This window comes from Streptomyces sp. NPDC014676 (genome assembly GCF_043084105.1).
In the GTDB taxonomy this organism is placed as follows: domain Bacteria; phylum Actinomycetota; class Actinomycetes; order Streptomycetales; family Streptomycetaceae; genus Streptomyces.
Genome location: NZ_JBIBZI010000006.1, coordinates 32,752 through 52,835, shown reverse-complemented (window position 1 = coordinate 52,835; position 20,084 = coordinate 32,752). Strand labels below are relative to the sequence as shown.

The 20,084-nt window shown below is 71.0% G+C and carries 18 protein-coding genes; 8 read left to right on the top strand and 10 right to left on the bottom strand.

The window, feature by feature from the left end:
- Positions 1-2: 2 nt before the first annotated feature.
- Positions 3-542 carry a GtrA family protein gene (locus ACF1DX_RS18290; protein ID WP_391792188.1) on the bottom strand — a complete coding sequence of 180 codons (540 nt, stop codon included), beginning with the start codon at positions 540-542 and terminating at the stop codon, positions 3-5.
- A 186-nt stretch (positions 543-728) separates the two neighbouring features.
- Here ACF1DX_RS18290 and ACF1DX_RS18285 point away from each other — a divergent pair, with 186 nt between their 5' ends.
- Genes ACF1DX_RS18285 through ACF1DX_RS18275 form a run of 3 tightly spaced genes read left to right on the top strand, consistent with a single transcriptional unit; the run spans position 729 to position 3,573 of the window.
- Positions 729-1,868 carry a 5-(carboxyamino)imidazole ribonucleotide synthase gene (locus ACF1DX_RS18285; RefSeq protein WP_391792187.1) on the top strand — a complete coding sequence of 380 codons (1,140 nt, stop codon included), beginning with the start codon at positions 729-731 and terminating at the stop codon, positions 1,866-1,868.
- A complete protein-coding gene (gene purE, locus ACF1DX_RS18280) occupies positions 1,865-2,389 on the top strand; it encodes a 5-(carboxyamino)imidazole ribonucleotide mutase (protein WP_391792186.1) in 525 nt (174 codons plus the stop codon). The genes ACF1DX_RS18285 and purE overlap by 4 nt, the downstream gene beginning before the upstream one ends.
- Before the next feature lie 5 nt (positions 2,390-2,394).
- Entirely contained in the window at positions 2,395-3,573 is a 1,179-nt protein-coding gene (locus tag ACF1DX_RS18275) for a dipeptidase (RefSeq protein ID WP_391792185.1), read from the top strand.
- An 18-nt stretch (positions 3,574-3,591) separates the two neighbouring features.
- Here the strand turns inward: ACF1DX_RS18275 and ACF1DX_RS18270 are convergent, their stop codons facing one another.
- A complete protein-coding gene (locus ACF1DX_RS18270) occupies positions 3,592-3,984 on the bottom strand; it encodes a VOC family protein (RefSeq protein ID WP_391792184.1) in 393 nt (130 codons plus the stop codon).
- 22 nt (positions 3,985-4,006) lie between these two features.
- Positions 4,007-4,366 carry a VOC family protein gene (locus ACF1DX_RS18265; protein ID WP_391792183.1) on the bottom strand — a complete coding sequence of 120 codons (360 nt, stop codon included), beginning with the start codon at positions 4,364-4,366 and terminating at the stop codon, positions 4,007-4,009.
- A gap of 114 nt (positions 4,367-4,480) precedes the next feature.
- Between ACF1DX_RS18265 and ACF1DX_RS18260 the strand changes: the two genes are divergently transcribed.
- Entirely contained in the window at positions 4,481-4,987 is a 507-nt protein-coding gene (locus ACF1DX_RS18260) for a CGNR zinc finger domain-containing protein (RefSeq protein WP_391792182.1), read from the top strand.
- Positions 4,988-5,297: 310 nt separating this feature from the next.
- On the opposite strand, the gene ACF1DX_RS18255 is transcribed toward ACF1DX_RS18260, so the two are convergent.
- Positions 5,298-6,641, bottom strand: a complete 1,344-nt coding sequence (locus ACF1DX_RS18255; RefSeq protein ID WP_391792181.1) for a UDP-glucose dehydrogenase family protein — start codon at positions 6,639-6,641, stop codon at positions 5,298-5,300.
- A gap of 181 nt (positions 6,642-6,822) precedes the next feature.
- On the opposite strand from ACF1DX_RS18255, the gene ACF1DX_RS18250 reads away from it, so the two are divergent.
- Positions 6,823-7,980 (top strand): acyl-CoA dehydrogenase, encoded by a 1,158-nt coding sequence (locus ACF1DX_RS18250; RefSeq protein WP_391792180.1) that lies wholly within the window; start codon positions 6,823-6,825, stop codon positions 7,978-7,980.
- A gap of 72 nt (positions 7,981-8,052) precedes the next feature.
- Here the strand turns inward: ACF1DX_RS18250 and ACF1DX_RS18245 are convergent, their stop codons facing one another.
- Positions 8,053-9,216, bottom strand: coding sequence for a phosphatidylserine/phosphatidylglycerophosphate/cardiolipin synthase family protein (locus tag ACF1DX_RS18245; protein ID WP_391792179.1), 1,164 nt, complete (start codon positions 9,214-9,216; stop codon positions 8,053-8,055).
- A 170-nt stretch (positions 9,217-9,386) separates the two neighbouring features.
- Between ACF1DX_RS18245 and ACF1DX_RS18240 the strand changes: the two genes are divergently transcribed.
- Complete coding sequence (locus ACF1DX_RS18240; protein WP_391792178.1) at positions 9,387-9,755, top strand: four-helix bundle copper-binding protein; 369 nt, start codon at positions 9,387-9,389, stop codon at positions 9,753-9,755.
- Positions 9,756-9,820: 65 nt separating this feature from the next.
- Here ACF1DX_RS18240 and ACF1DX_RS18235 read toward each other — a convergent pair whose 3' ends face one another.
- Positions 9,821-11,095 (bottom strand): LCP family protein, encoded by a 1,275-nt coding sequence (locus ACF1DX_RS18235; RefSeq protein WP_391792177.1) that lies wholly within the window; start codon positions 11,093-11,095, stop codon positions 9,821-9,823.
- 119 nt (positions 11,096-11,214) lie between these two features.
- Between ACF1DX_RS18235 and ACF1DX_RS18230 the strand changes: the two genes are divergently transcribed.
- Positions 11,215-11,772 (top strand): acyl-CoA thioesterase, encoded by a 558-nt coding sequence (locus ACF1DX_RS18230; RefSeq protein ID WP_391792176.1) that lies wholly within the window; start codon positions 11,215-11,217, stop codon positions 11,770-11,772.
- Positions 11,773-11,977: 205 nt separating this feature from the next.
- Here ACF1DX_RS18230 and ACF1DX_RS18225 read toward each other — a convergent pair whose 3' ends face one another.
- Positions 11,978-13,339, bottom strand: coding sequence for an LCP family protein (locus ACF1DX_RS18225; RefSeq protein ID WP_391792175.1), 1,362 nt, complete (start codon positions 13,337-13,339; stop codon positions 11,978-11,980).
- A 260-nt stretch (positions 13,340-13,599) separates the two neighbouring features.
- Here ACF1DX_RS18225 and ACF1DX_RS18220 point away from each other — a divergent pair, with 260 nt between their 5' ends.
- A complete protein-coding gene (locus tag ACF1DX_RS18220; protein ID WP_391792174.1) occupies positions 13,600-14,637 on the top strand; it encodes a glycosyltransferase family 2 protein in 1,038 nt (345 codons plus the stop codon).
- 55 nt (positions 14,638-14,692) lie between these two features.
- Here the strand turns inward: ACF1DX_RS18220 and ACF1DX_RS18215 are convergent, their stop codons facing one another.
- From ACF1DX_RS18215 to ACF1DX_RS18205, 3 genes are all read right to left on the bottom strand, one after another.
- On the bottom strand, positions 14,693-16,291 hold the full coding sequence (locus ACF1DX_RS18215) for an LCP family protein (RefSeq protein WP_391792173.1): 1,599 nt from the start codon (positions 16,289-16,291) through the stop codon (positions 14,693-14,695).
- A gap of 80 nt (positions 16,292-16,371) precedes the next feature.
- Positions 16,372-18,090 carry an LCP family protein gene (locus ACF1DX_RS18210; protein ID WP_391792172.1) on the bottom strand — a complete coding sequence of 573 codons (1,719 nt, stop codon included), beginning with the start codon at positions 18,088-18,090 and terminating at the stop codon, positions 16,372-16,374.
- A 202-nt stretch (positions 18,091-18,292) separates the two neighbouring features.
- Positions 18,293-19,924, bottom strand: a complete 1,632-nt coding sequence (locus tag ACF1DX_RS18205) for an LCP family protein (protein WP_391792171.1) — start codon at positions 19,922-19,924, stop codon at positions 18,293-18,295.
- Positions 19,925-20,084: the final 160 nt, after the last annotated feature.

Below are 20,084 nucleotides of genomic sequence, written 5' to 3'. Positions count from 1 at the left end.
GGTCACGGCACGCGCTGCGTCGCGCGGGAGCCGTCGGAGGAGGCGCCCCGCGTCACCGGCTCCCGCACCGGCAGCGCGCGGAACACCCAGGTGCGGTACGACCAGAAGCGGAACAGGGTCGCCACGCCGATGCCCAGGAACTTGAAGATGTTGCTCTGCAGCGGGCTGTCCCAGCCGAAACCGTACGTCGCCGTGTACAGCACACCGTTCTCGATCACCAGGCCGACCGCGCTGAACAGCAGGAACAGCGTCATCTCCCGGGTGCGCCCGGACTTGTCGCGGTCCCGGTAGGCGAAGTAGCGGAAGCCGATGTAGTTGAAGACGATCGCGACGACGGTCGCGATGACGCTCGCCCGCACCACCTGGAGGTCCGTCACCTGCCGGACCAGGTTGAACACGAGGAGATTGACCAGCAGACCCACTCCGCCGACCGCACCGAACTTCACGATCTCGCGGACCAGCCGGTCGATCCGCTCCCGTACGGTGCCGCGCGGGGCCGGAGCCGGGGCCGTGGTCGGAGGCCCGGAGGAACCGTGTCCCATGGTGGTGCTGGCCCCCGTCCGTCGGTTGGCGTCGATCAGACCATGCTAACCACCCGTATCCGCGATCTTCCTGCGGACGAGGACCGCGACCGCGGATCGGCCGCGGACCACTCGCGGATCGCCCGTGGATCGTCCGGAAAGAGGCCGGTAAACCGGCCACGGTGGCTCGGCCGATACCCTGGGGGCGTGACGTTCCCGGTAGTCGGTATGGTCGGCGGCGGCCAGCTCGCTCGTATGACACACGAGGCGGGCATCCCGCTCGGCATCAAGTTCAAGCTCCTCAGTGACACTCCGCAGGATTCCGCGGCGCAGGTCGTCGGCGATGTCGTCGTCGGTGACTACCGTGACCTGGAGACGCTGCGCGCGTTCGCGCGCGGCTGCGACGTGATCACCTTCGACCACGAGCACGTGCCCACCGAGCACCTCAGGGCCCTGGAGGCGGACGGCATCCCCGTCCGCCCGGGCCCCGACGCGCTGGTGCACGCCCAGGACAAGGGCGTGATGCGCGCGAAGCTCGACGCGATCGGCGTGCCCTGTCCGCGGCACCGCATCGTCGCGGACCCGCAGGACGTGGCGGCCTTCGCCGCCGAGGGGGAGGGCTTCCCGGTCGTCCTCAAGACCGTCCGCGGCGGTTACGACGGCAAGGGCGTGTGGGTCGTCGGCTCCGTCGAGGAGGCCGCCGAGCCGTTCAAGGCGGGTGTCGCCGTCCTCGCCGAGGAGAAGGTCGACTTCGTGCGCGAGCTGGCCGCCAACGTGGTCCGCTCCCCGCACGGGCAGGCCGTCGCCTACCCCGTCGTCGAGTCGCGGCAGGTGGACGGCGTCTGCGACACGGTCATCGCGCCCGCCCCCGGCCTCGACGAGACCCTCGCGCTGAAGGCCGAGGAGATGGCGCTGAACATCGCCAAGGAACTCGGCGTCGTCGGCCACCTCGCGGTGGAGCTGTTCCAGACCCGCGACGGCCGGATCCTCGTCAACGAGCTCGCGATGCGCCCGCACAACTCCGGCCACTGGTCCATGGACGGCGCGATCACCTCGCAGTTCGCCAACCACGTCCGCGCCGTCCTCGACCTCCCGCTCGGCGACCCCCGCCCGCGTGCCAAGTGGACGGTCATGGTCAACGTCCTCGGCGGCGACTACCCGGACATGTACTCCGCGTACCTGCACTGCATGGCCCGCGACCCCCAGCTCAAGATCCACATGTACGGCAAGGACGTGAAGCCCGGCCGCAAGGTGGGCCACGTCAACACCTACGGCGACGACCTGGACGACGTGCTGGAGCGCGCCCGTCACGCAGCCGGTTACCTGAGAGGCACGATCACCGAATGAGCCCTGTTGTCGGCATCGTCATGGGGTCGGACTCCGACTGGCCCGTCATGGAAGCGGCGGCCAAGGCCCTCGACGAGTTCGAGGTCGCCTACGAGGTCGACGTGGTCTCCGCGCACCGCATGCCCCGCGAGATGATCGCGTACGGCGAGCAGGCCGCGGACCGGGGACTCAAGGTGATCATCGCGGGCGCGGGCGGCGCCGCCCACCTGCCCGGCATGCTCGCCTCGGTCACCCCGCTGCCCGTCATCGGCGTGCCCGTGCCGCTGAAGTACCTCGACGGCATGGACTCCCTGCTGTCCATCGTGCAGATGCCGGCCGGCGTCCCGGTCGCCACCGTCTCCGTCGCCGGCGCGCGCAACGCGGGCCTGCTCGCGGCCCGCATCCTCGCCGCCCACGACGAGGAACTCCTCGGCCGCATGCGGGAGTTCCAGCAGGAGCTCAACGACCAGGCCACCGAGAAGGGCAAGCGGCTGCGCGCCAGGGCCGAGGGCTCCGCCGCCGGCTTCGGCTTCGGGAAGTGACGCGGATGACCTCGCTGGACCGGGCCCGGGAGCTGCTGCGCGAGTTCCCCGTCGTCGACGGGCACAACGACCTGCCGTGGGCGCTGCGTGAACAGGTCCGCTACGACCTCGGCGCCCGCGACATCGCCGACGACCAGTCCGCCCACCTGCACACCGACCTCCCCCGGCTGCGCGCGGGCGGGGTCGGCGCGCAGTTCTGGTCGGTGTACGTCCGCGCGGACCTGCCCGACCCGGTACCGGCCACGCTGGAACAGATCGACTGCGTACGGCAGTTGCTGGCCCGTCATCCGCGGGAGCTGGCGCCCGCGCTGACCGCCGCCGACATGGAGACCGCGCGGAGCCAGGGCCGTATCGCCTCCCTCATGGGGGCGGAGGGCGGCCACTCCATAGCCGACTCCCTCGGCACACTGCGGGGGTTGTACGACCTCGGCGTCCGCTATCTGACCCTCACCCACAACGACAACGTGGCGTGGGCGGACTCGGCGACCGACGAGCCCGGTGTGGGCGGCCTGTCGGCCTTCGGCCGCGAGGTGGTGCGGGAGATGAACCGGCTCGGCATGCTGGTCGACCTCTCCCACGTCGCCGCGACGACCATGCGGGACGCGCTGGACACCACCTCGGCGCCGGTGATCTTCTCCCACTCCTCCGCCCGCGCGGTCTGCGACCACCCGCGCAACATCCCCGACGACGTGCTGGAGCGGCTGCCCGCCAACGACGGTGTCGCGATGGTGACGTTCGTGCCGAAGTTCGTGCTCCAGGCGGCCGTCGACTGGACGGCCGCGGCCGACGAGAACATGCGCGCCCACGGCTTCCACCCCCTCGACACCACCGCCGAGGGGATGCGGATCCACCGCGCCTTCGAGGAGTCCCACCCGCGTCCGGTCGCCACCGTCTCCACGGTGGCGGACCACCTCGACCACATGCGCGAGGTCGCCGGCGTCGACCACCTCGGCATCGGCGGCGACTACGACGGCACGGCCTTCACCCCCGACGGCCTGAACGACGTCTCCGCCTACCCGAACCTGATCGCCGAACTCCTCGACCGCGGCTGGTCGAAGGCCGACCTGGCCAAGCTCACGTGGAAGAACGCGGTACGGGTCCTGGGCGCCGCGGAGGACGTGGCCAGGAACCTCCGGGAAACCCGCGCCCCGTCCAACGCCACCCTGGCCTCCCTGGACGGCTGAGCGGCCAGGGCCGTCAGGTCAGGGCTGTTCGATCCGGCAGAGGCAGAACGGATGCCCCGCCGGATCGGCGTACACCCGGAAGCCCTTGCTCTCGTCGTCCTCCCGGTCCAGCACCCGCGCCCCCAGCGCCAGCACCTTCTCCTCCGCCGCGTCGATCTCCTCCCAGGTCCCGCCGGCGTCGAAGTCGAGGTGGACCTGCTGGGAGTCGTGGTCGGCGCTCGGCCAGTCCGGCGGGGTGTGCCCCGGCGCCCGCTGGAAGGCGAGCCGGGGCCCCGAGGGGATCTGCAGCACCACCCAGTCCGGGCTCTCCTCCACGGGCGTGCCGCCGCCGACGGCCGCGTAGAAGACGGCCAGTTCACGCGGGTCGGGACAGTCGAGAACGACGGAGCGCAGACGGGCCACGGGGGCCATGGGTCCTCCAGGGTTCAGCGGGTCAGCAGGCACACAGGCAGAACGGGTGCCCGGCCGGATCCGCGTAAACCCGGAAGGTCCGCGAGCGGTCGTCGGCGTCCAGCGGCCTCGCGCCCAGCGCCAGCACCTCCTTCTCGGCCGCGTCCAGGTCCTCGACCGTCAGGTCCAGGTGGAACTGCTGCGAGCGCTCGGCCGACGGCCACTTCGGCGCCACGTACCCCGGGGCCGCCTGGAAGGCCAGCGTCGGGCCGCCGTCCACCTTCAGGTCCACCCACTCGCCCTCGTCCACCACCGTGCCGCCCACCAGCCCGGCGTAGAAACCGGCCAGCGCGCGGGGGTCCGGACAGTCCAGGACGACGGCGCCCACCTTGGCAACGGACATGACTTCCTCCTCGTCGTTACCGTCAAAGACAGTCAACCAGTAACCGTTACCGCATGCTCCCGCATCGGAGGTAACGTCGCAAGGGATAAACAAAGGGAGAGGCGGCGTCCAGGAATGAGTGAGAGAGCGGCTCCGCCCGGGAGGCTGGCCCTGGTCCAGGCCCTGGTCAACACGCTGGACGTCGAATCGGGCGCCGACGCGCTGGACACGGCGGACGGCCGCGCGCCGTTCGGGCTCACCGAGGACACCACCGCTTTCGCCCGCGAACTGCGCGAGTCCCTGCGCGTCACGCTGCTCGCCCACGCCGGACACCCGCCCCACCGCGCGGTCACCCCGCTCGGCGAGCTGCTCGCCCGGGCGCCCCTGGTGGTCACCGTCGACCCGGCGGACGGCTCCGCCGCACTCGCCCCCGTCGACGACGGGCCCCTGCTCTCCCGTATCGCCGCCGCCGTCGCCGAGGCGGTCACGGCGGGCACCTGGAACCGGCTGAAGGCCTGCGAGGCCGACGACTGCCTCTGGGCGTACTACGACCGCAGCCCCGCCGGACGCGGCCGCTGGTGCTCCATGCAGGTGTGCGGGGCCCGCGCGAAGATGCGGCGCTACCGGGCGAAGGGGGCGTGAACGCTCCGCCGGGGTGTGGTCGATCGTGTGCCGCGCCGTTGTGGCTGGTCGCGCCCGCGCGGCGGAGCCGCACATCGGCACGGCCCCGCGCCCCATTGGGGCGCTGCCGTGCCGCAGTGGGCTTCGCGGGGCCCGCTGGAGGCACGGCGGCAGCCGCATGCCGGTACGGTCCCGCGCCCCTTCAGGGTGCTGCCGGGTCCGCGCGAAGGGCGTGCGGCCGCACCGCGCCCGCGTCCGGTTTGGCAGAATGCGGCAGGACGCCGGTTCGGCCGACTGAGCCTCGGCCGAACCGGCGTCCTCCGCTTTCCGGCTACGCGGTGGGGCGCCCCATCGCGCGGTAGCGCCAGCCGGCCCGGCGCCAGGCCTCCGGGTCGAGCGCGTTGCGCCCGTCGAGGATCAGCCGCTGGGCCGCCACCTCGCCCAGCGCCGCCGCGTCCAGCTCGCGGAACTCCCGCCACTCCGTCAGGTGCAGCACGACGTCCGCGCCGCGCACCGCCTCCAGCGCCGAGTCGGCGTACCCCAGGGTCGGGAAGAGGCTGCGGGCGTTGTCCATGCCCTTCGGGTCGTACACCGTGACCTGGCCGCCCTGGAGGTGGATCTGCCCGGCCACGTTCAGCGCCGGCGAGTCCCGGACGTCGTCCGAGTCCGGCTTGAAGGTCGCGCCCAGCACCGCCACCCGCTTGCCGAGGAAGGAACCCCCGCCCAGCGCCTGCCGGGTCAGCTCCACCATCCGGCCGCGCTGGCGCATGTTGATCGAGTCGATCTCCCGCAGGAACGTCAGCGCCTGGTCCGCGCCCAGCTCACCGGCGCGCGCCATGAACGCCCGGATGTCCTTCGGCAGGCAGCCGCCGCCGAAACCGATCCCGGCCCGCAGGAACTTCGCGCCGATCCGGTCGTCGTAGCCGATGGCCTCCGCCAGCTTGGCGACGTCACCGTCCGCGGCCTCGCACACCTCGGCCATCGCGTTGATGAACGAGATCTTCGTGGCCAGGAAGGAGTTCGCCGAGGTCTTCACCAGCTCCGCGGTCGCGAAGTCGGTCACCACGAACGGCGAGCCCTCCTCGACCGGCGTGGCGTACACCTCCCGCAGCACCTTCTCCGCCCGCTCGCCGCGCACGCCCACCACGATCCGGTCCGGGTGCAGCGTGTCCTGCACGGCGAAGCCCTCGCGCAGGAACTCCGGGTTCCACGCCAGCTCCGCGTCCTCCCCCGCGGGGGCGTGCTCGGCCAGGTAGGCGGCCAGCCGGTCGGCCGAGCCGACGGGCACCGTCGACTTGCCCACGACCAGCGCCGGACCCTTCAGATGCGGCGCGAGCGAGGCGATCGCGGAGTCGACGTACGACATGTCGCAGGCGTACTCGCCGTGCCGCTGCGGGGTGTTCACACACACGAAGTGGACGTCACCGAACTCCCCGAGCTCGGCCCAGTCCATCGTGAACCGCAGCCGCCCGCTGGACCCCTCGATCCCGGCCACGTGCCTGCGCAGCAGCTCCTCCAGTCCCGGCTCGTACATCGGGACCTCACCGCGCCGGAGCTTGTCGATCTTCTCCGGTACGACGTCGAGGCCCAGCACCTCGAACCCCAGCTCCGCCATGGCCGCCGCGTGGGTCGCACCGAGATAACCGGTGCCGATCACGGTGATCTTGAGGGCCATGAGTGCTCCAGGGGTCTACGACGTGCGGTGCGGGCCCGAGCATAACCGGGGGCCCGGGAACACCGGCGACGGCCTGTCGCCCAGCTCACCTATCCACAACCGTGGCCGACGCTCTAAAATTTGAGTTACTTAACGGTAGTTAGCGTGATCAGCATCGCAGTGTTTTGGAGCGTGAGAGACCTTGGCCGGATCGGCTGACTTCGACCTGTACCGCCCGTCCGAGGAGCACGACATGCTCCGCGACGCCGTCCGCGCGCTGGCCGAGGCGAAGATCGCGCCGTACGCCGCCGCGGTCGACGAGGAGGCCCGCTTCCCCCGGGAGGCCCTGGACGCGCTGACCGCGAACGACCTGCACGCCGTGCACGTGCCCGAGGAGTACGGCGGCGCAGGCGCCGACGCGCTCGCCACGGTCATCGTGATCGAGGAGGTGGCCCGCGTCTGCGCCTCCTCCTCCCTCATCCCGGCCGTGAACAAGCTGGGCTCGCTGCCGGTGATCCTCTCCGGCTCCGAGGCGCTGAAGAAGAAGTACATGACCCCGCTCGCCAAGGGCGACGGCATGTTCTCGTACTGCCTGTCCGAGCCCGACGCCGGCTCCGACGCGGCCGGCATGAAGACCCGGGCGGTCCGCGACGGCGACTCCTGGGTCCTCAACGGCGTGAAGCGCTGGATCACCAACGCCGGCGAGTCCGAGTACTACACGGTGATGGCCGTCACCGACCCCACCAAGCGCTCCAAGGGCATCTCCGCCTTCGTCGTGGAGAAGTCCGACGAGGGCGTCTCCTTCGGCGCACCGGAGAAGAAGCTCGGCATCAAGGGCTCCCCGACCCGCGAGGTCTACCTCGACAACGTCCGCATCCCCGCCGACCGCATGATCGGCGAGGAGGGCACCGGCTTCGCCACCGCGATGAGGACGCTGGACCACACCCGCATCACCATCGCCGCCCAGGCCCTCGGCATCGCCCAGGGCGCCCTCGACTACGCCAAGGGCTACGTGAAGGAGCGCAAGCAGTTCGGCAAGCCGATCGCCGACTTCCAGGGCGTCCAGTTCATGCTCGCCGACATGGCCATGAAGATCGAGGCCGCCCGCCAGCTCACGTACGCGGCCGCCGCGAAGTCCGAGCGCGGCGACAGCGACCTCACCTTCCAGGGCGCCGCTGCCAAGTGCTTCGCCTCCGACGTCGCCATGGAGGTCACCACCGACGCCGTCCAGCTCCTCGGCGGCTACGGCTACACCCGCGACTACCCGGTCGAGCGCATGATGCGCGACGCGAAGATCACCCAGATTTACGAGGGCACCAACCAGGTCCAGCGGATCGTCATGGCCCGCAACCTGCCGTAACGGCCGGCGGGCCGACGGGTGAAGGGCGTTCGCGGGACGGGCGCCCTTCGCTTTTTTGGCCGCCGTGCGCCGTCACAGGAAGCGGCGGATCGGGGTGACCGCGACCTCGGCGAGGCGTTCGGTCAGGGGGCGGCGGCGCCAGCGGGCCGGGTCGATGGGCTCGCTCAGCTTGCGGTCGGCGTCGAAGTCGGCGTCCAGCGCGGCCGTGAAGTCCTCGTCGAGGACGGCCAGCATGACCTCCTCGTCGTGCTCCAGGGAGCGGCGGTTGAAGTTGGTGGAGCCGATGAGGGAGCAGACGCCGTCCACGGTGATGACCTTCGTGTGCAGCATGGTCGGCTGGTACTCCCGCACCTCCACGCCCGCGTCGACCAGGGTCTGGTAGTGCTGCCGGCCGGCCAGTTGGCAGGCCCGCTGGTCGGTGTGCGGCCCCGGCAGCAGGATCTCCACCCGCACGCCCCGGCGGGCGGCGGCGGCCAGGAGGTCGATGAAGTAGGTGTCGGGTGCGAAGTAGGCCGTGGACAGCCGGAAGCGCTCCCGCGCCGAGGTGATCATGACACGAAGCAGTGTCTGCATGTCCTGCCAGCCGAAGCTGGCCGAACCCCGCACCACCTGCACCGTGGCGTTCCCCGGCTGTTCCTGAGGGGTGAAGCGGTCGTGCTCGTCGTACAGCTCGTCGTGGCACTCGGCCCAGTTCTGGGCGAAGGCCGCGGCGATGCCGTCCACGGCCGGTCCCCTGACCTTCACGTGGGTGTCGCGCCACTCACCCGGGTCGCGGGCGTCACCGCACCACTCCTCGGCGATGCCGACACCCCCGGTGAAGGCGGTGTGCTCGTCGGTCACCAGGACCTTGCGGTGGCAGCGGTGGTTCTGCCGCATCGGTGACAGACGGAGGGGCTTGCGGAACCAGGCCACCTGGACGCCGGCGTCGTCCATGGCGTCCAGCAGCTCCGGCTCGATCTCCTTGGCGCCGAAACCGTCCAGCAGCAGCCGTACCCGGACCCCCGCGCGGGCCCGCTCGGCCAGGGCGTCGGCGAACTCCCGCGCGATGTCACCGCGCCAGTACACGAACGTCATCATGTCGACGGTGTGTTCCGCGGCGCGGACGGCCTCCAGCATCGCGGGGAAGATCTGGTCGCCGTTGCGCAGCGGCACGAGTTCGTTGCCCTCGGTCGCGGCGATGCCGATGAGTCGTTCCAGCCGTCTGCGCAGCCGCTGTCTCTCCGCCTGCGGTGTCATGTGCGCCCTCCCCTGGGTCGTTCGTTCCCGCCCCGTCTCTTTTTTCCGCTGCCGGTGTCTCCAAGCAAAGACGTGGTCCGGGCCGTCCTGTGGTGGTCATGGGGACGGGGGCGTAGGACGGAGAGGGCGGGGGCCGAGACCCGGCCCTCTCCGTTCCCCTGGGAGGAACCATGACCCAGCAGCAGCCGATCACCACGGAACCGATGAGCCAGGAGGCGCAGGACTGCGTCCAGGCGTGCATGGCCTGCCACGGTATGTGTGAGGAGACCATGAGCTCCTGTCTGCAGGCGGGCGGCGAGGCCCGGATGCCGATCATGCGGGCGCTCATGGACTGCTCGGAGATGACCCGCATGTGCGCGGACATGATGATGCGCCGCTCGCCGCTGGCGAACGAGATGTGCATGATGTGCGCGCAGGCCTGCGACATGTGTGCCGAGGCGTGCATGTCCATGCCGGACGACGAGAGGATGGCGCGCTGCGCCGAGTCCTGTCGCCGCTGCTCCGAGATGTGCCGTGCCATGGCGGGCGCCACGATGTGACGCCGTCGCCGGACACGGTTGTGGGCACCCCGCGCGGGGTGCCCACAACCTGCTCACAGCCGGTTTCAGTTGCCCTTGACGGTGACCTTCTCGTCGTTGTTCAACTGGCTCACCAACTGCTTCACCTTCGCCTTGTCCCAGAGCAGGTTGCCGCCGGTGGAGCCCGCGATCGGCATGTTCATGGACGTGCCCTCGCCGCCGCTGACGCCCTTCATCGACCAGAACATGTCGGCCAGGTCGAACAGGCCCATCTCCTTGTCGACGATCAGGGAGTCCAGGCCCGCGCCCATGGTCGGGTAGAGCTTGAAGGGGTTGAGGACCGTGCCCGGCGTGGCCACCTGGTTGGCCAGGGCGGAGAGGAACTTCTGCTGGTTCTTCGTACGGTCCAGGTCGGAGCCCGCCAGCGCGTACCGGGTGCGGACGAAGGCGAGGGCCTCCTCGCCGTTCAGGGTCTGCTTGCCCTTCTTGAGGTCGGCGCCGGACTTGGTGTCCTTGATGTCCTGCGGGATGTCCATCTCGACGCCGCCGACCGCGTCCACGATGCTCGCGAAGCCGCCGAAGCCGATCTCCACGTAGTGGTCGATGTGCAGGCCGGTGTTGAACTCGACCGTGCGGACCAGGAGTTCGGGCCCGTCCTCGGCGTACGCGGCGTTGAGCTTCACCTGCCGGCCGGTCCCGGGGTAGCTCTTGCCCGACTCGGAGCCCACGAAGGACGGGATCTCGACGTTGGAGTCCCGGGGCAGCGAGATCAGGGTGGGGCCGTTGTCGCCGGTGTGCAGGATCATCATCGAGTCCGTGCGCTTGCCGTCGGCGGACCCGGTGTGCAGCTTCTTCTTGTCCTCGGCGGTCATGCCCTCGCGGCTGTCGGAGCCGACGATGAGGTAGTTGGTGCCCTCGCCCTTCTCGGGCCGCTCGATCACCTTCGACAGGTCGACGTCGCGGTTGAGCTTGGAGTCGGCCCAGAAGTACGTGCCGACGGTCGTCACGACCAGCACGGTGACGACGGTGATCGCCGTCCACTTGACGCGGCGGCGCCAGTCGGGTGCGGGGCGCTGCGGGGCGTAGCCGTCGCCGCCCGGCCCGCCGGGGCCACCGCCGCCGGGCGTGCCGTAGACCTGGCCGGTGTTGTAGCCGCTGTCGTAGCCGCCGTCGCCGCCGTGTCCGTCCACGTACGACGGCTGCTGCGGGACACCGCCGTACGCGCCCTGCCCGGGAGGGGCCGCCGGGCCGCGGCGGACCTGCCGCATGACACGGGCGCCCTCGGGCTGTGCGCTCGCGCTGCCGCGTCCGTAACGTCCGCCGCGGTTGTCGTCGGACCGTGCCTCGGGCCAATCAGTCATGGGACACAGTGTGCAGGTCCCCGCTGTGTGCCATACAAGGGTCGTCGGAAAATCAGGGCCCCGCTGTTGCGAAGCTGACACAAATTCCGCAGATGTGACCTCGGCATAAGGTGGAGGCCATGACAGACCAGGCCACCGCCGCAGCCACGGAGAGTCCGGACATCCCGGGCAAGCCCACCTCGGCGTCCCGTACGACCCTCAGCCACATCATGACCCACAACGACACCAACCTGCTGGGCACGGTGCACGGCGGGGTGATCATGAAGCTGGTCGACGACGCGGCGGGCGCCGTGGCCGGACGGCACTCCGGAGGGCCTGCCGTCACCGCCTCCATGGACGAGATGGCCTTCCTGGAACCGGTCCGCGTCGGTGACCTGGTCCATGTGAAGGCCCAGGTCAACTGGACCGGACGGACCTCGATGGAGGTCGGGGTGCGGGTGCTGGCCGAGCGCTGGAACGAGTCCGCGCCGGCCACCCAGGTCGGCTCGGCGTACCTGGTGTTCGCGGCCGTCGACGCCGACGGGAAGCCGCGCCGGGTGCCGCAGGTGATACCGGAGACCGAGCGGGACAGGCGCCGCTACCAGGAGGCCCAGATCCGCCGCGCCCACCGGCTGGCCCGCCGCCGGGCGATCATGGAGCTGCGGGAGAAGCGGGCGGCGGAGGGGTTCGAGGACTGAACGCTCCGCCGGGTGCGCGGGAATGTGCCGCTGTTCGGCTGCGGCGCCGTCGTGGCTGGTCGCGCAGTTCCTCGCGCCCCTTGGGTGTTGCTGCACCGTTGGCCGGTCGCGTCCGCGCGGCGGAGCCGCACGTCGGTGCGGGTCCCGTGCCCCTTCAGGGCGCTGCCGGACCGCAGCGGACTTCGCCGGCCTACCGGGGAAGGGCTCAGGAGCAGTTCACCTCGTCGCCGCGCACCACCCCGAACTCGCCCTGGCCCGGGGCCTGCGCCCGTACCTTGCGGACCTTCTCGAAATCGGCGCCCGCGATCACCTTCAGCGTGGCGCCCTGGCCCTCCACCGCGCGCAGCTCGCTGCCGGGCAGGGCCGCCGCGAGGGATTTCGCGGAGCGGTCCCAGCGGGGGTCGTAGGCGACGACCGTCCGCCGCACGTCCTGGCGCGCCGCGTTGGCCGGGGCGCGGGTGGTGTCGAAGCCGGTCGCCGCCAGCGCGGCGTCGACCCGCCGGCCGAGGCCCGCGGTGCGGGTGCCGTTCTCGACCTGGACGCGGATGTGCCGGGGGTCCACCGGGACGCGGAGCGCCGCGTCGGAGGTGCGGCGCACGGAGAGCGGCTCGTCCCGGCGCAGCGCGTCGAAGACGCGCTCGGACTTCGCGGTGTCCCACTTCAGCGTCGTGCCGACGCCCTTCACGGTGTGTCCCATGTCGGAGATCGGCACGGTGGTGAACTCGGAGGAGGAGGGCGAGAAGTTCCGCATCGCCCGGCCGAGGTCCAGGAGCTCGCCGGTGCCGAAGCCCTTGTCGGCGCGGACCGAGCCGAGCACCGCCCGGGTCACGTCCCGGAACTTCAGCGGGTTCAGCAGGATCCCGGAGGAGGTGACCCGTTCCACCAGGGCCGCCAGGAAGTGCTGCTGGCGCCTCATCCGGCTGAGGTCGGAGGCGCCGTCGACGTGCCGGGAGCGGACGTACTGCAGGGCCCGGCCGCCTTCGAGGGTGTGCCGGCCGGCGGGCAGGTCGAGGCCGGTGCGGCTGTCCTTCAGCCGTCTGTCGGTGCAGATCTCGACGCCGCCGACCACGTCCACGGTCTTCATGAAGCTGGTGAAGTCGACCTCCAGGTAGTGGTCGATCTTCACCCGGGTCATCTTCTCGACCGTGCGCACGGTCAGCCGGGGCCCGCCCTCGGCGTACGCCGCGTTCAGCTTCACGGGGTGCCCCTTGTGCCGTTCGCCGCTCACCCGGTCGGTGTGCGGGGGCGTCACGGCGTACGAGTCGCGGGGGAGGCTGACCACGGCGGCCCGCTCACGGTCCGCCGAGATGTGCACGATCATGATCGTGTCGGTGCAGTGGCAGGGCTCCCCGCCGAGCCGGTACTTCTCCCGCTCCTCCTCGCCGATGCTCTCCCGGCCGTCGGTGCCGACGAGCAGGATGTTCATGCCGTGACCGGCCTCGGGGCGGTTCTTCATGTCGCGGAACGGGTCGACCCGGGCGATGTCCTCGTCGAGGCTGCTCATCACCGCGTGTCCGATCCCGGCGGAGGCGAGCACCACGACCGACAGCGAGGTGACGGTGCGCACGACCCAGCGCGGCTTCCCGCGCGGCGGCACGGGTGGCGCGGCCGACGCGGCGGGCCCAGGGCCCGTGCGGGCCGGCCGCGGGGGACGCTGCGGTGCGGTGCGGGGCCGGGGGGACCGCGGCGGCGTGGGCAAGGGGGACACCTCCGGACGACGGCCGTACGTGGGATCGTGAGCACGGTAGGCCGATACGATCTGCGGCCCGGCACATCGCCCCCGGCACGCGCATCGGTGTCCCCCGTTCGCGGTAACGTGAGCCCTCTATGAACGCCAATCCCGACGTGCGGCTCCCCGCCGTTTCCGTGATCATGCCCGTCCTCAACGAGGAGCGGCATCTGCGCGGCGCCGTCCGCGCGATCCTCGCCCAGGAGTACGCCGGCGAGATGGAGGTCGTGATCGCCCTCGGTCCGTCCACGGACCGCACGGACGAGATCGCCGCCGAGCTCGTGGCCGAGGACCCGCGGGTGCACACCGTGCCCAATCCGACCGGCCGCACCCCGGCCGCCCTCAACGCGGCGATCAAGGCCTCGCGCCATCCGGTCGTGGTCCGCGTCGACGGGCACGGGATGCTCTCCCCGAACTACATCGCGACCGCCGTACGGCTCCTGGAGGAGACCGGCGCGCAGAACGTCGGCGGCATCATGCACGCCGAGGGGGAGAACGACTGGGAGCACGCCGTCGCGGCCGCGATGACGTCGAAGATAGGTGTGGGCAACGCCGCCTTCCACACCGGCGGCGAGGCCGCCCCCGCCGAGACGGTGTACCTGGGCGTGTTCCGGCGCGAGGCGCTGGAGCAGCAGGGCGGGTACAACGTGGAGTTCATCCGCGCCCAGGACTGGGAGCTGAACTTCCGCATCCGTGAGGCCGGCGGGCTGATCTGGTTCTCGCCGGAGCTGAAGGTGTCGTACCGGCCCCGGCCGAGCGTGCGGGCGCTGGCCAAGCAGTACAAGGACTACGGGCGCTGGCGGCACGTCGTGGCCCGCTACCACGCCGGTTCCATCAACCTGCGCTACCTGGCCCCGCCGGCCGCGGTGTGCGCGATCGCGGCCGGGATCGTGGCCGGCGCCGCGCTGACCCCGTGGGGCTTCGTGGTGCCCGGCGGCTACCTCGCGGCGATCGTGCTGGGGTCCGTACCGGCCGGCAAGGGGCTGCCGCTCAAGGCGCGGCTGCAGATCCCGGTGGCGTTGGCCACCATGCACATGTCGTGGGGCTGGGGCTTCCTGACCAGCCCGAAGTCCCTGGCCCGCAAGGTGATCGCGAGCCGGCGCCCTCCGGTCCGCGCGGACGCCGCCTCGCACTGACCTGACACCGCCACGGGCCCCTCTCCCGCCCGGAGAGGGGCCCGTGACGCCGTTCTCACCAGGTGAACGCGGGGTTCACCTTCATGCAGGCCTTCTCGTCCGCGCCGTTGAGCGCCTCGGCGGTCTCGGGCACCTCGTCGTTCTTCTCCGGTGCCTTGTACGTCGTGCCCTCGCGCCAGTCCGCGCCCACCACGAGCGTGACCCCGGAGACGTCGGTCGACCTGCGCACCGCGCCCGGCGCGAGGCCCAGGGCCTCGGCGACCGCCGCGGCGTCGCCCTCCAGGTCCGCGCTCGGGTAGCGGACGACGGTCGTCCGCTCGCTCAGCGAGGCGCTCCGGTCGGCGACCGCCCTGGTGAACCCCTCGTCCACGAGCAGCTCCGCCACGGTGCTGGCCCGGCCGGGGGCCGCGCCCAGGGTGTCGGTGCGGGTGCCGTTCCGCACCAGGACCGGGATCTCGGCGTCCTCGGCCGCCGGATCGTCCGGGACCTGGTCCTCCTGCGTCGGGACGGCCTTCTTCTTCGTGTCCCCGCCGTCCAGGGTGATGTCCTCGCGCACCAGCCGGAAGAGCTGCTCGGCGTCCTCCGTGGGCTCCACCCGCGCGCCCACGTACCGGTTCGGCATGGTGGTCATGGTGATGTGCTCCGGCTCGACCTTCCGCAGCTCGGTGCTGAGGTCGTAGAGCTTCTTGACCGAGTTCAGGCCCGGGTCGACGGTGAGCGCCTCGGTGGCCTTCTCGGCGAGCCTGCGCAGCTTGTTCGGGTTGCTCAGGGTGGCGTTCTCGCGCAGCTCCCTGACCATCGCGTTCATGTACATGTGCTGGGCCTTGGCCCGTGCCAGGTCGCTGCCGTCCTCGAAGCCGTAACGGGTGCGCAGCCACTGCAGGGCCTGCTCGCCCTTGACCGGGTGGGTGCCCTTCTCCAGCTTCAGGCCGGAGCCGTGGCCCTGGCTGTCGCGCGAGTGGATGTTGGCGTCGACGCACACCGGGACACCGCCGATGGCGTCGGCCATCGACACGACGCCCGCGAAGTCGACCATGAGGAAGTGGTCGATGTGGATGCCGGTGAGCTCCTGCCAGGTGGCGACGGTGCAGCCCGGACCGCCGTGCCCGAGGCTCTGGTTGGTCATCACCCGCCCGTCGCTCGCCGGGTACACCGTGCCGTCGTCGGGGTCGGTGCACTTCGGGATCCTCACGAGGGTGTCCCGCGGCATGCTGACGACCGACATGTTGCTGCGGTCGGCGGACAGGTGCACCAGCATCTGGACGTCCGCCAGCGGGGTGGAACCGAACGTCTCCCGGGCGCCGCCGAGTTCCTGGTTCTCCTTGCTGTCCCGCGCGTCGGAGCCGATGAGCAGGATGTTCAGCGGGGTCTGTCCCGCGGCGTTCGGCGTCGGCTCCGGGATCTTCTGGTCACCGAGATTGAGTTCCTGCTGCTCGATGTTGGCGTTGAGGTGCCGGTAGTAGACGTAGCCGGCGCCGGCCGTGCCCGCTATCAGCACGGCCAGCACCATCGCCGACCAGCGGAGCACCCGGTGCTTGCGCGGCGCCCTGCGCCCGTCACCCGGACCCTCGCCGCTCCCTTCCTCGAGGGCGGCCTCGTCCTCGTCCTCGGCCTCGGCGGCCGGTACGGCCTCCTGCACACTGTTCTGCGTCAACTTCTGCGTCCTCCACAGCCCTCAGGGCCCGCCGTACGTCTTGGAGACATACGACGGGCCCGTGAGGTTGCGCTACGGCCTCAACTCGCGCACTGAACTTTGTCGGCCGTGGACTTCTCCACCTCGGGCGTCTCGACCGACGCGGCGTCGAGTTTGACTCCGGCGCCCTTGAAGTCCTTGCCGAGGGTGAGGGTCATGGTGGGCAGGCCCTGGGAGTTGGTGACGCTTTCGCCGGGTTTCATGGCGGATCCGGACAGGCCGAGGATGTCGGCGAGGCGGCGGGCCTGGTCGGCCTGGTCGGGGGCGTATTCGAGGGTGGTCTTCTTCAGTTCCGCGGGGGCGTTGCCGGCGTTCTCGGACTTGGTGACGCCCGCTTCGGTCTGGAGGTAGTTGAGTTCGAGCTGGGCGCTGCCCGAGGGGGCGCCGCCGTTGAGGACGCGGACGCGGACCTCGGAAGGGTCGGCCTTGGTGCCCTTGAGGCGGGCGGCGACCGCCGCGGCCTCCTTCTTCTCCTTCTGCTTGACCTCGGTGAAGGAGACGTCGTTCGCGATCATGTCGAAGACCTGGGGCGCCTTGGACTCGTTGGGGACGACCGTCGCCCTGACCTTCTCGGCGGGGTTGTCGACCACCGGCACCGTCAGGAACGTGATGTTCTTCGGCGGCACCTTCTTCAGCTCCAGGGCGATGTCCTTCAGCGTGCCCACCGTGCCGATGGCGCTGTCCACGGTGAGCGCCTTGGTCGCGGCCTCGGCCAGCTTGATCAGCTTGGTGGGGCTGGTGAGGGTGTCGCTGGAGGACATCTGCCGCATGAGGGAGCCCAGGAACTGCTGCTGGACCTTGATGCGGTCCAGGTCGCCCTCGTTGCCGAAGGAGTGCCGGGTGCGCAGGAAGGCCAGGGCCTGCTCGCCCTCGATCTGTGACTCGCCGGCGGGCAGCTTCAGATGGGATTTCGGGTCGTCGACGGCGTGCTCCACACAGACCTTCACACCGCCGACCGCCGTGGTCAGCGTCTTGACCGCGTTGAAGTCGGCCATCATGAAGTGGTGGGGCTGGATGCCGGTCGCCTCCTTCACCGTGCGCATGGTGCAGCCGGCGTCCCGGCCGTCCTGGCCGAGGCTCGTGTTGAAGCGGACGCCGGTGGAGCCGGGGACGACCTTCTCCGTCCCGTCCTCCTGCGTGGTGGGGCAGTCGGGGATGTCGACGATCATGTCGCGGGGGATGCTGAGCGCGGTGGCGTTGGAGCGGTCCTTGGAGACGTGCAGCAGGATCGTGGTGTCGGCGTGGCCCGTGCTGCCCTTGTCGCCGTAGCCCTCGTTGCCCTCACCGGTGCGCTTGTCGGTGCCGATGATGAGGATGTTGAAGGCCTCGTCCTTCTTGAAGCTGCTGCTGCCCGCGTTGCCCACGTCCGTCGTCGTGACGTTGCCCTCGAGGTGCTTGAGGTAGAGGTAGCCGCCGACGCCGGCGGCGAGGACGGTGAACGCCATGGTGCCGCCGGTCCACATCAGGACCTTCCTGCCCCGTGACTTCTTCTCCGGCCGGCGTCCGCGCCGTCCCGGTGCCGGTTCCTCCGGTGCCGTACGGCGTCGCCGCTGGGGCGGGACCTCACGGCCGGGCGCGGCCGTACGGCGGCCCCTCGCGCCCTCGGTGGTGCCACGCGGGGCGGACCTGCGCGGTCCCGGGACGGCCGACTGCGGCGCGGAAGGGGGCAGTCGCAGTTCGTATTCGCCGGTCCGCGGATTCAGTACCCACTGGTCTGCGGGGTCGACGTCGTCTGCCCGTCCACGTCCTTGCGCGTCCACGGTTTTCCCATCCTCCGTCAGGGCCACGCGGCGCCTGCTCCGAAGGCGCACGGTAAAGGTCGGCACGTGCACTGCGCCAGAGCGGACCTCATGGCGGGGGCACGGGGGTGCTCACACTATCTGCCAAGTTGAGCGTCGAACGGTACAGGTGACGTATCCGACGTTCCCACCCCCGAAGCAACTCCCTTTATGTGTGGAATTCCTACCATCGGTAAGGCTTGTACACGTCCATGCACGTGCCCGTCTCGGACCCGTTCAGGGCGTCGCTGCTGTCGGGCAGGTCCCCGGCCTCCGGTTTTCTCTGCCGCGGATACGACGTGCCCGTACGCCAGTCCGCCCCGATGTCGACCGTGATCCCGGACACGTCCGTCGACTTGCGCGTCGCGCTCGCCGGGATTCCCAGCGCCTCGGCGACCCGGCGGGCGTCCTCGGCCGACTCGTCGCCCGGGTAACGGACGACGGTCCGCTGCTCGGACAGCGCCGCCGACGTGTCCGCCGTCGCCCGGTCGAAGCCCTGCTCCACCAGCGTCCCGGCGACAGCGTGCGCACGGCCGCCGACCGGTCCGAGGGTGGCGGACCGGGTGGCGTTCCGTACCAGGACGTCGATGCCGGCGGCATCGGAGGGCGAGCCGCCGGAGGCCTTCGCGGTGGGCTCCGCGGAGGGCTTCGCAGAGGCCTTCGCGCCGCCGTTGTCGTCGAAGGACACGTCGTCGCGGAGCATCGCCCACATCCGCTCGGCGTCGTCACCGGCCGGAAGCAGGTGGTTCGCGTTCTCGGGGTCCGCGACGGTGGGCATCGTCGTCATGGTGATGCGGTTCGAGGGAACCGTCTTGAGCTGCATACCGAGGTCGAACAGCTTCTTGACCGTGCCGATCTCCTCGGACACCGCCAGCGACTTCGTGGCCGCCTCGGCCAGGCCCGTCAGCCTGCCGGTGTCGGTGAAGACGTTCTGGCCCCGCAGGGTGCGCATCGCCGAGTTCATGTACATGCGCTGCGCCCGGGTCCGCAGCACGTCGCTGCCCCAGGCGTGCCGGGTGCGCAGCCACTGCAGCGCCTGCTCGCCCTTCACCTTCTTGGACCCGGCCCTCATCTTCAGCCCCGATCCGCCGGGCACCCCGGGCAGCGGGCGGTCCCACACGTTCTGGTTCACGCAGACCTCGACACCGCCGATGGCGTCGGCCATCCGCACCACGCCCGCGAAGTCGATGGTCATCCAGTGATCGATGTAGACACCGGTGAGGTTCTCCCAGGTGGCCAGCGTGCAGCCGGGCCCGCCGCGGCCCAGCGACTCGTTGATGATCGTGTCGGCCGCCGGGTAGGTCCTGCCGGTCTCCGGATCGGTGCACTCGGGGATGTCGACCCGGGTGTCGCGCGGAATGCTCACCACCGCGGCGCTCTCGCGGTCCGCCGCCAGGTGGATCAGCATCTGCACATCACCCAGCGGCGCGCTGTCGCGGTGGTCCTTGCCGCCGCCCAGCGCCACGTTGGCGTCGGAGGCGCGGCTGTCGGAGCCGATCAGCAGGATGTTCAGGGGAGTCTGCCCGGCGGCGTTCGGCTCGGCCCTGCGGGCCTTGGAGTCGCCGCTGCTGCGCTCGCCCTTCTCGATGTTGCCGTTCAGATGCCGGTAGTAGAGGTATCCGGCGCCGGCCGTGCCGAGTATCAGGACCGACAGCGTCATCGCGGACCACCTGAGTACGCGGTGCCGCCGCCCGGGGCGCCTGCCGTGGTCGCGCCGTCCGCCCCCGCCGTCGGTGCCGTCCGTGCCGGGGCCGTCCCCGGCGGGCCGGACCGCCTCCGGCCGCGTTCCCTCTCCCCGCACACCGCTGTGTGTCACGCCCTTCTCCCCGCCCTCGCTCCCGCGAACGTGCCCCCGCGCGCGGCTCTTCCGCACAGCCGGACACACGCCGGCCCTCCATGGCTGTACGGCCGCGCCGGAGGATCGGCTGCCCTCCCGGCGGCAACAGGGCCGCCCTGTAGGACGCGTGACGGGACCG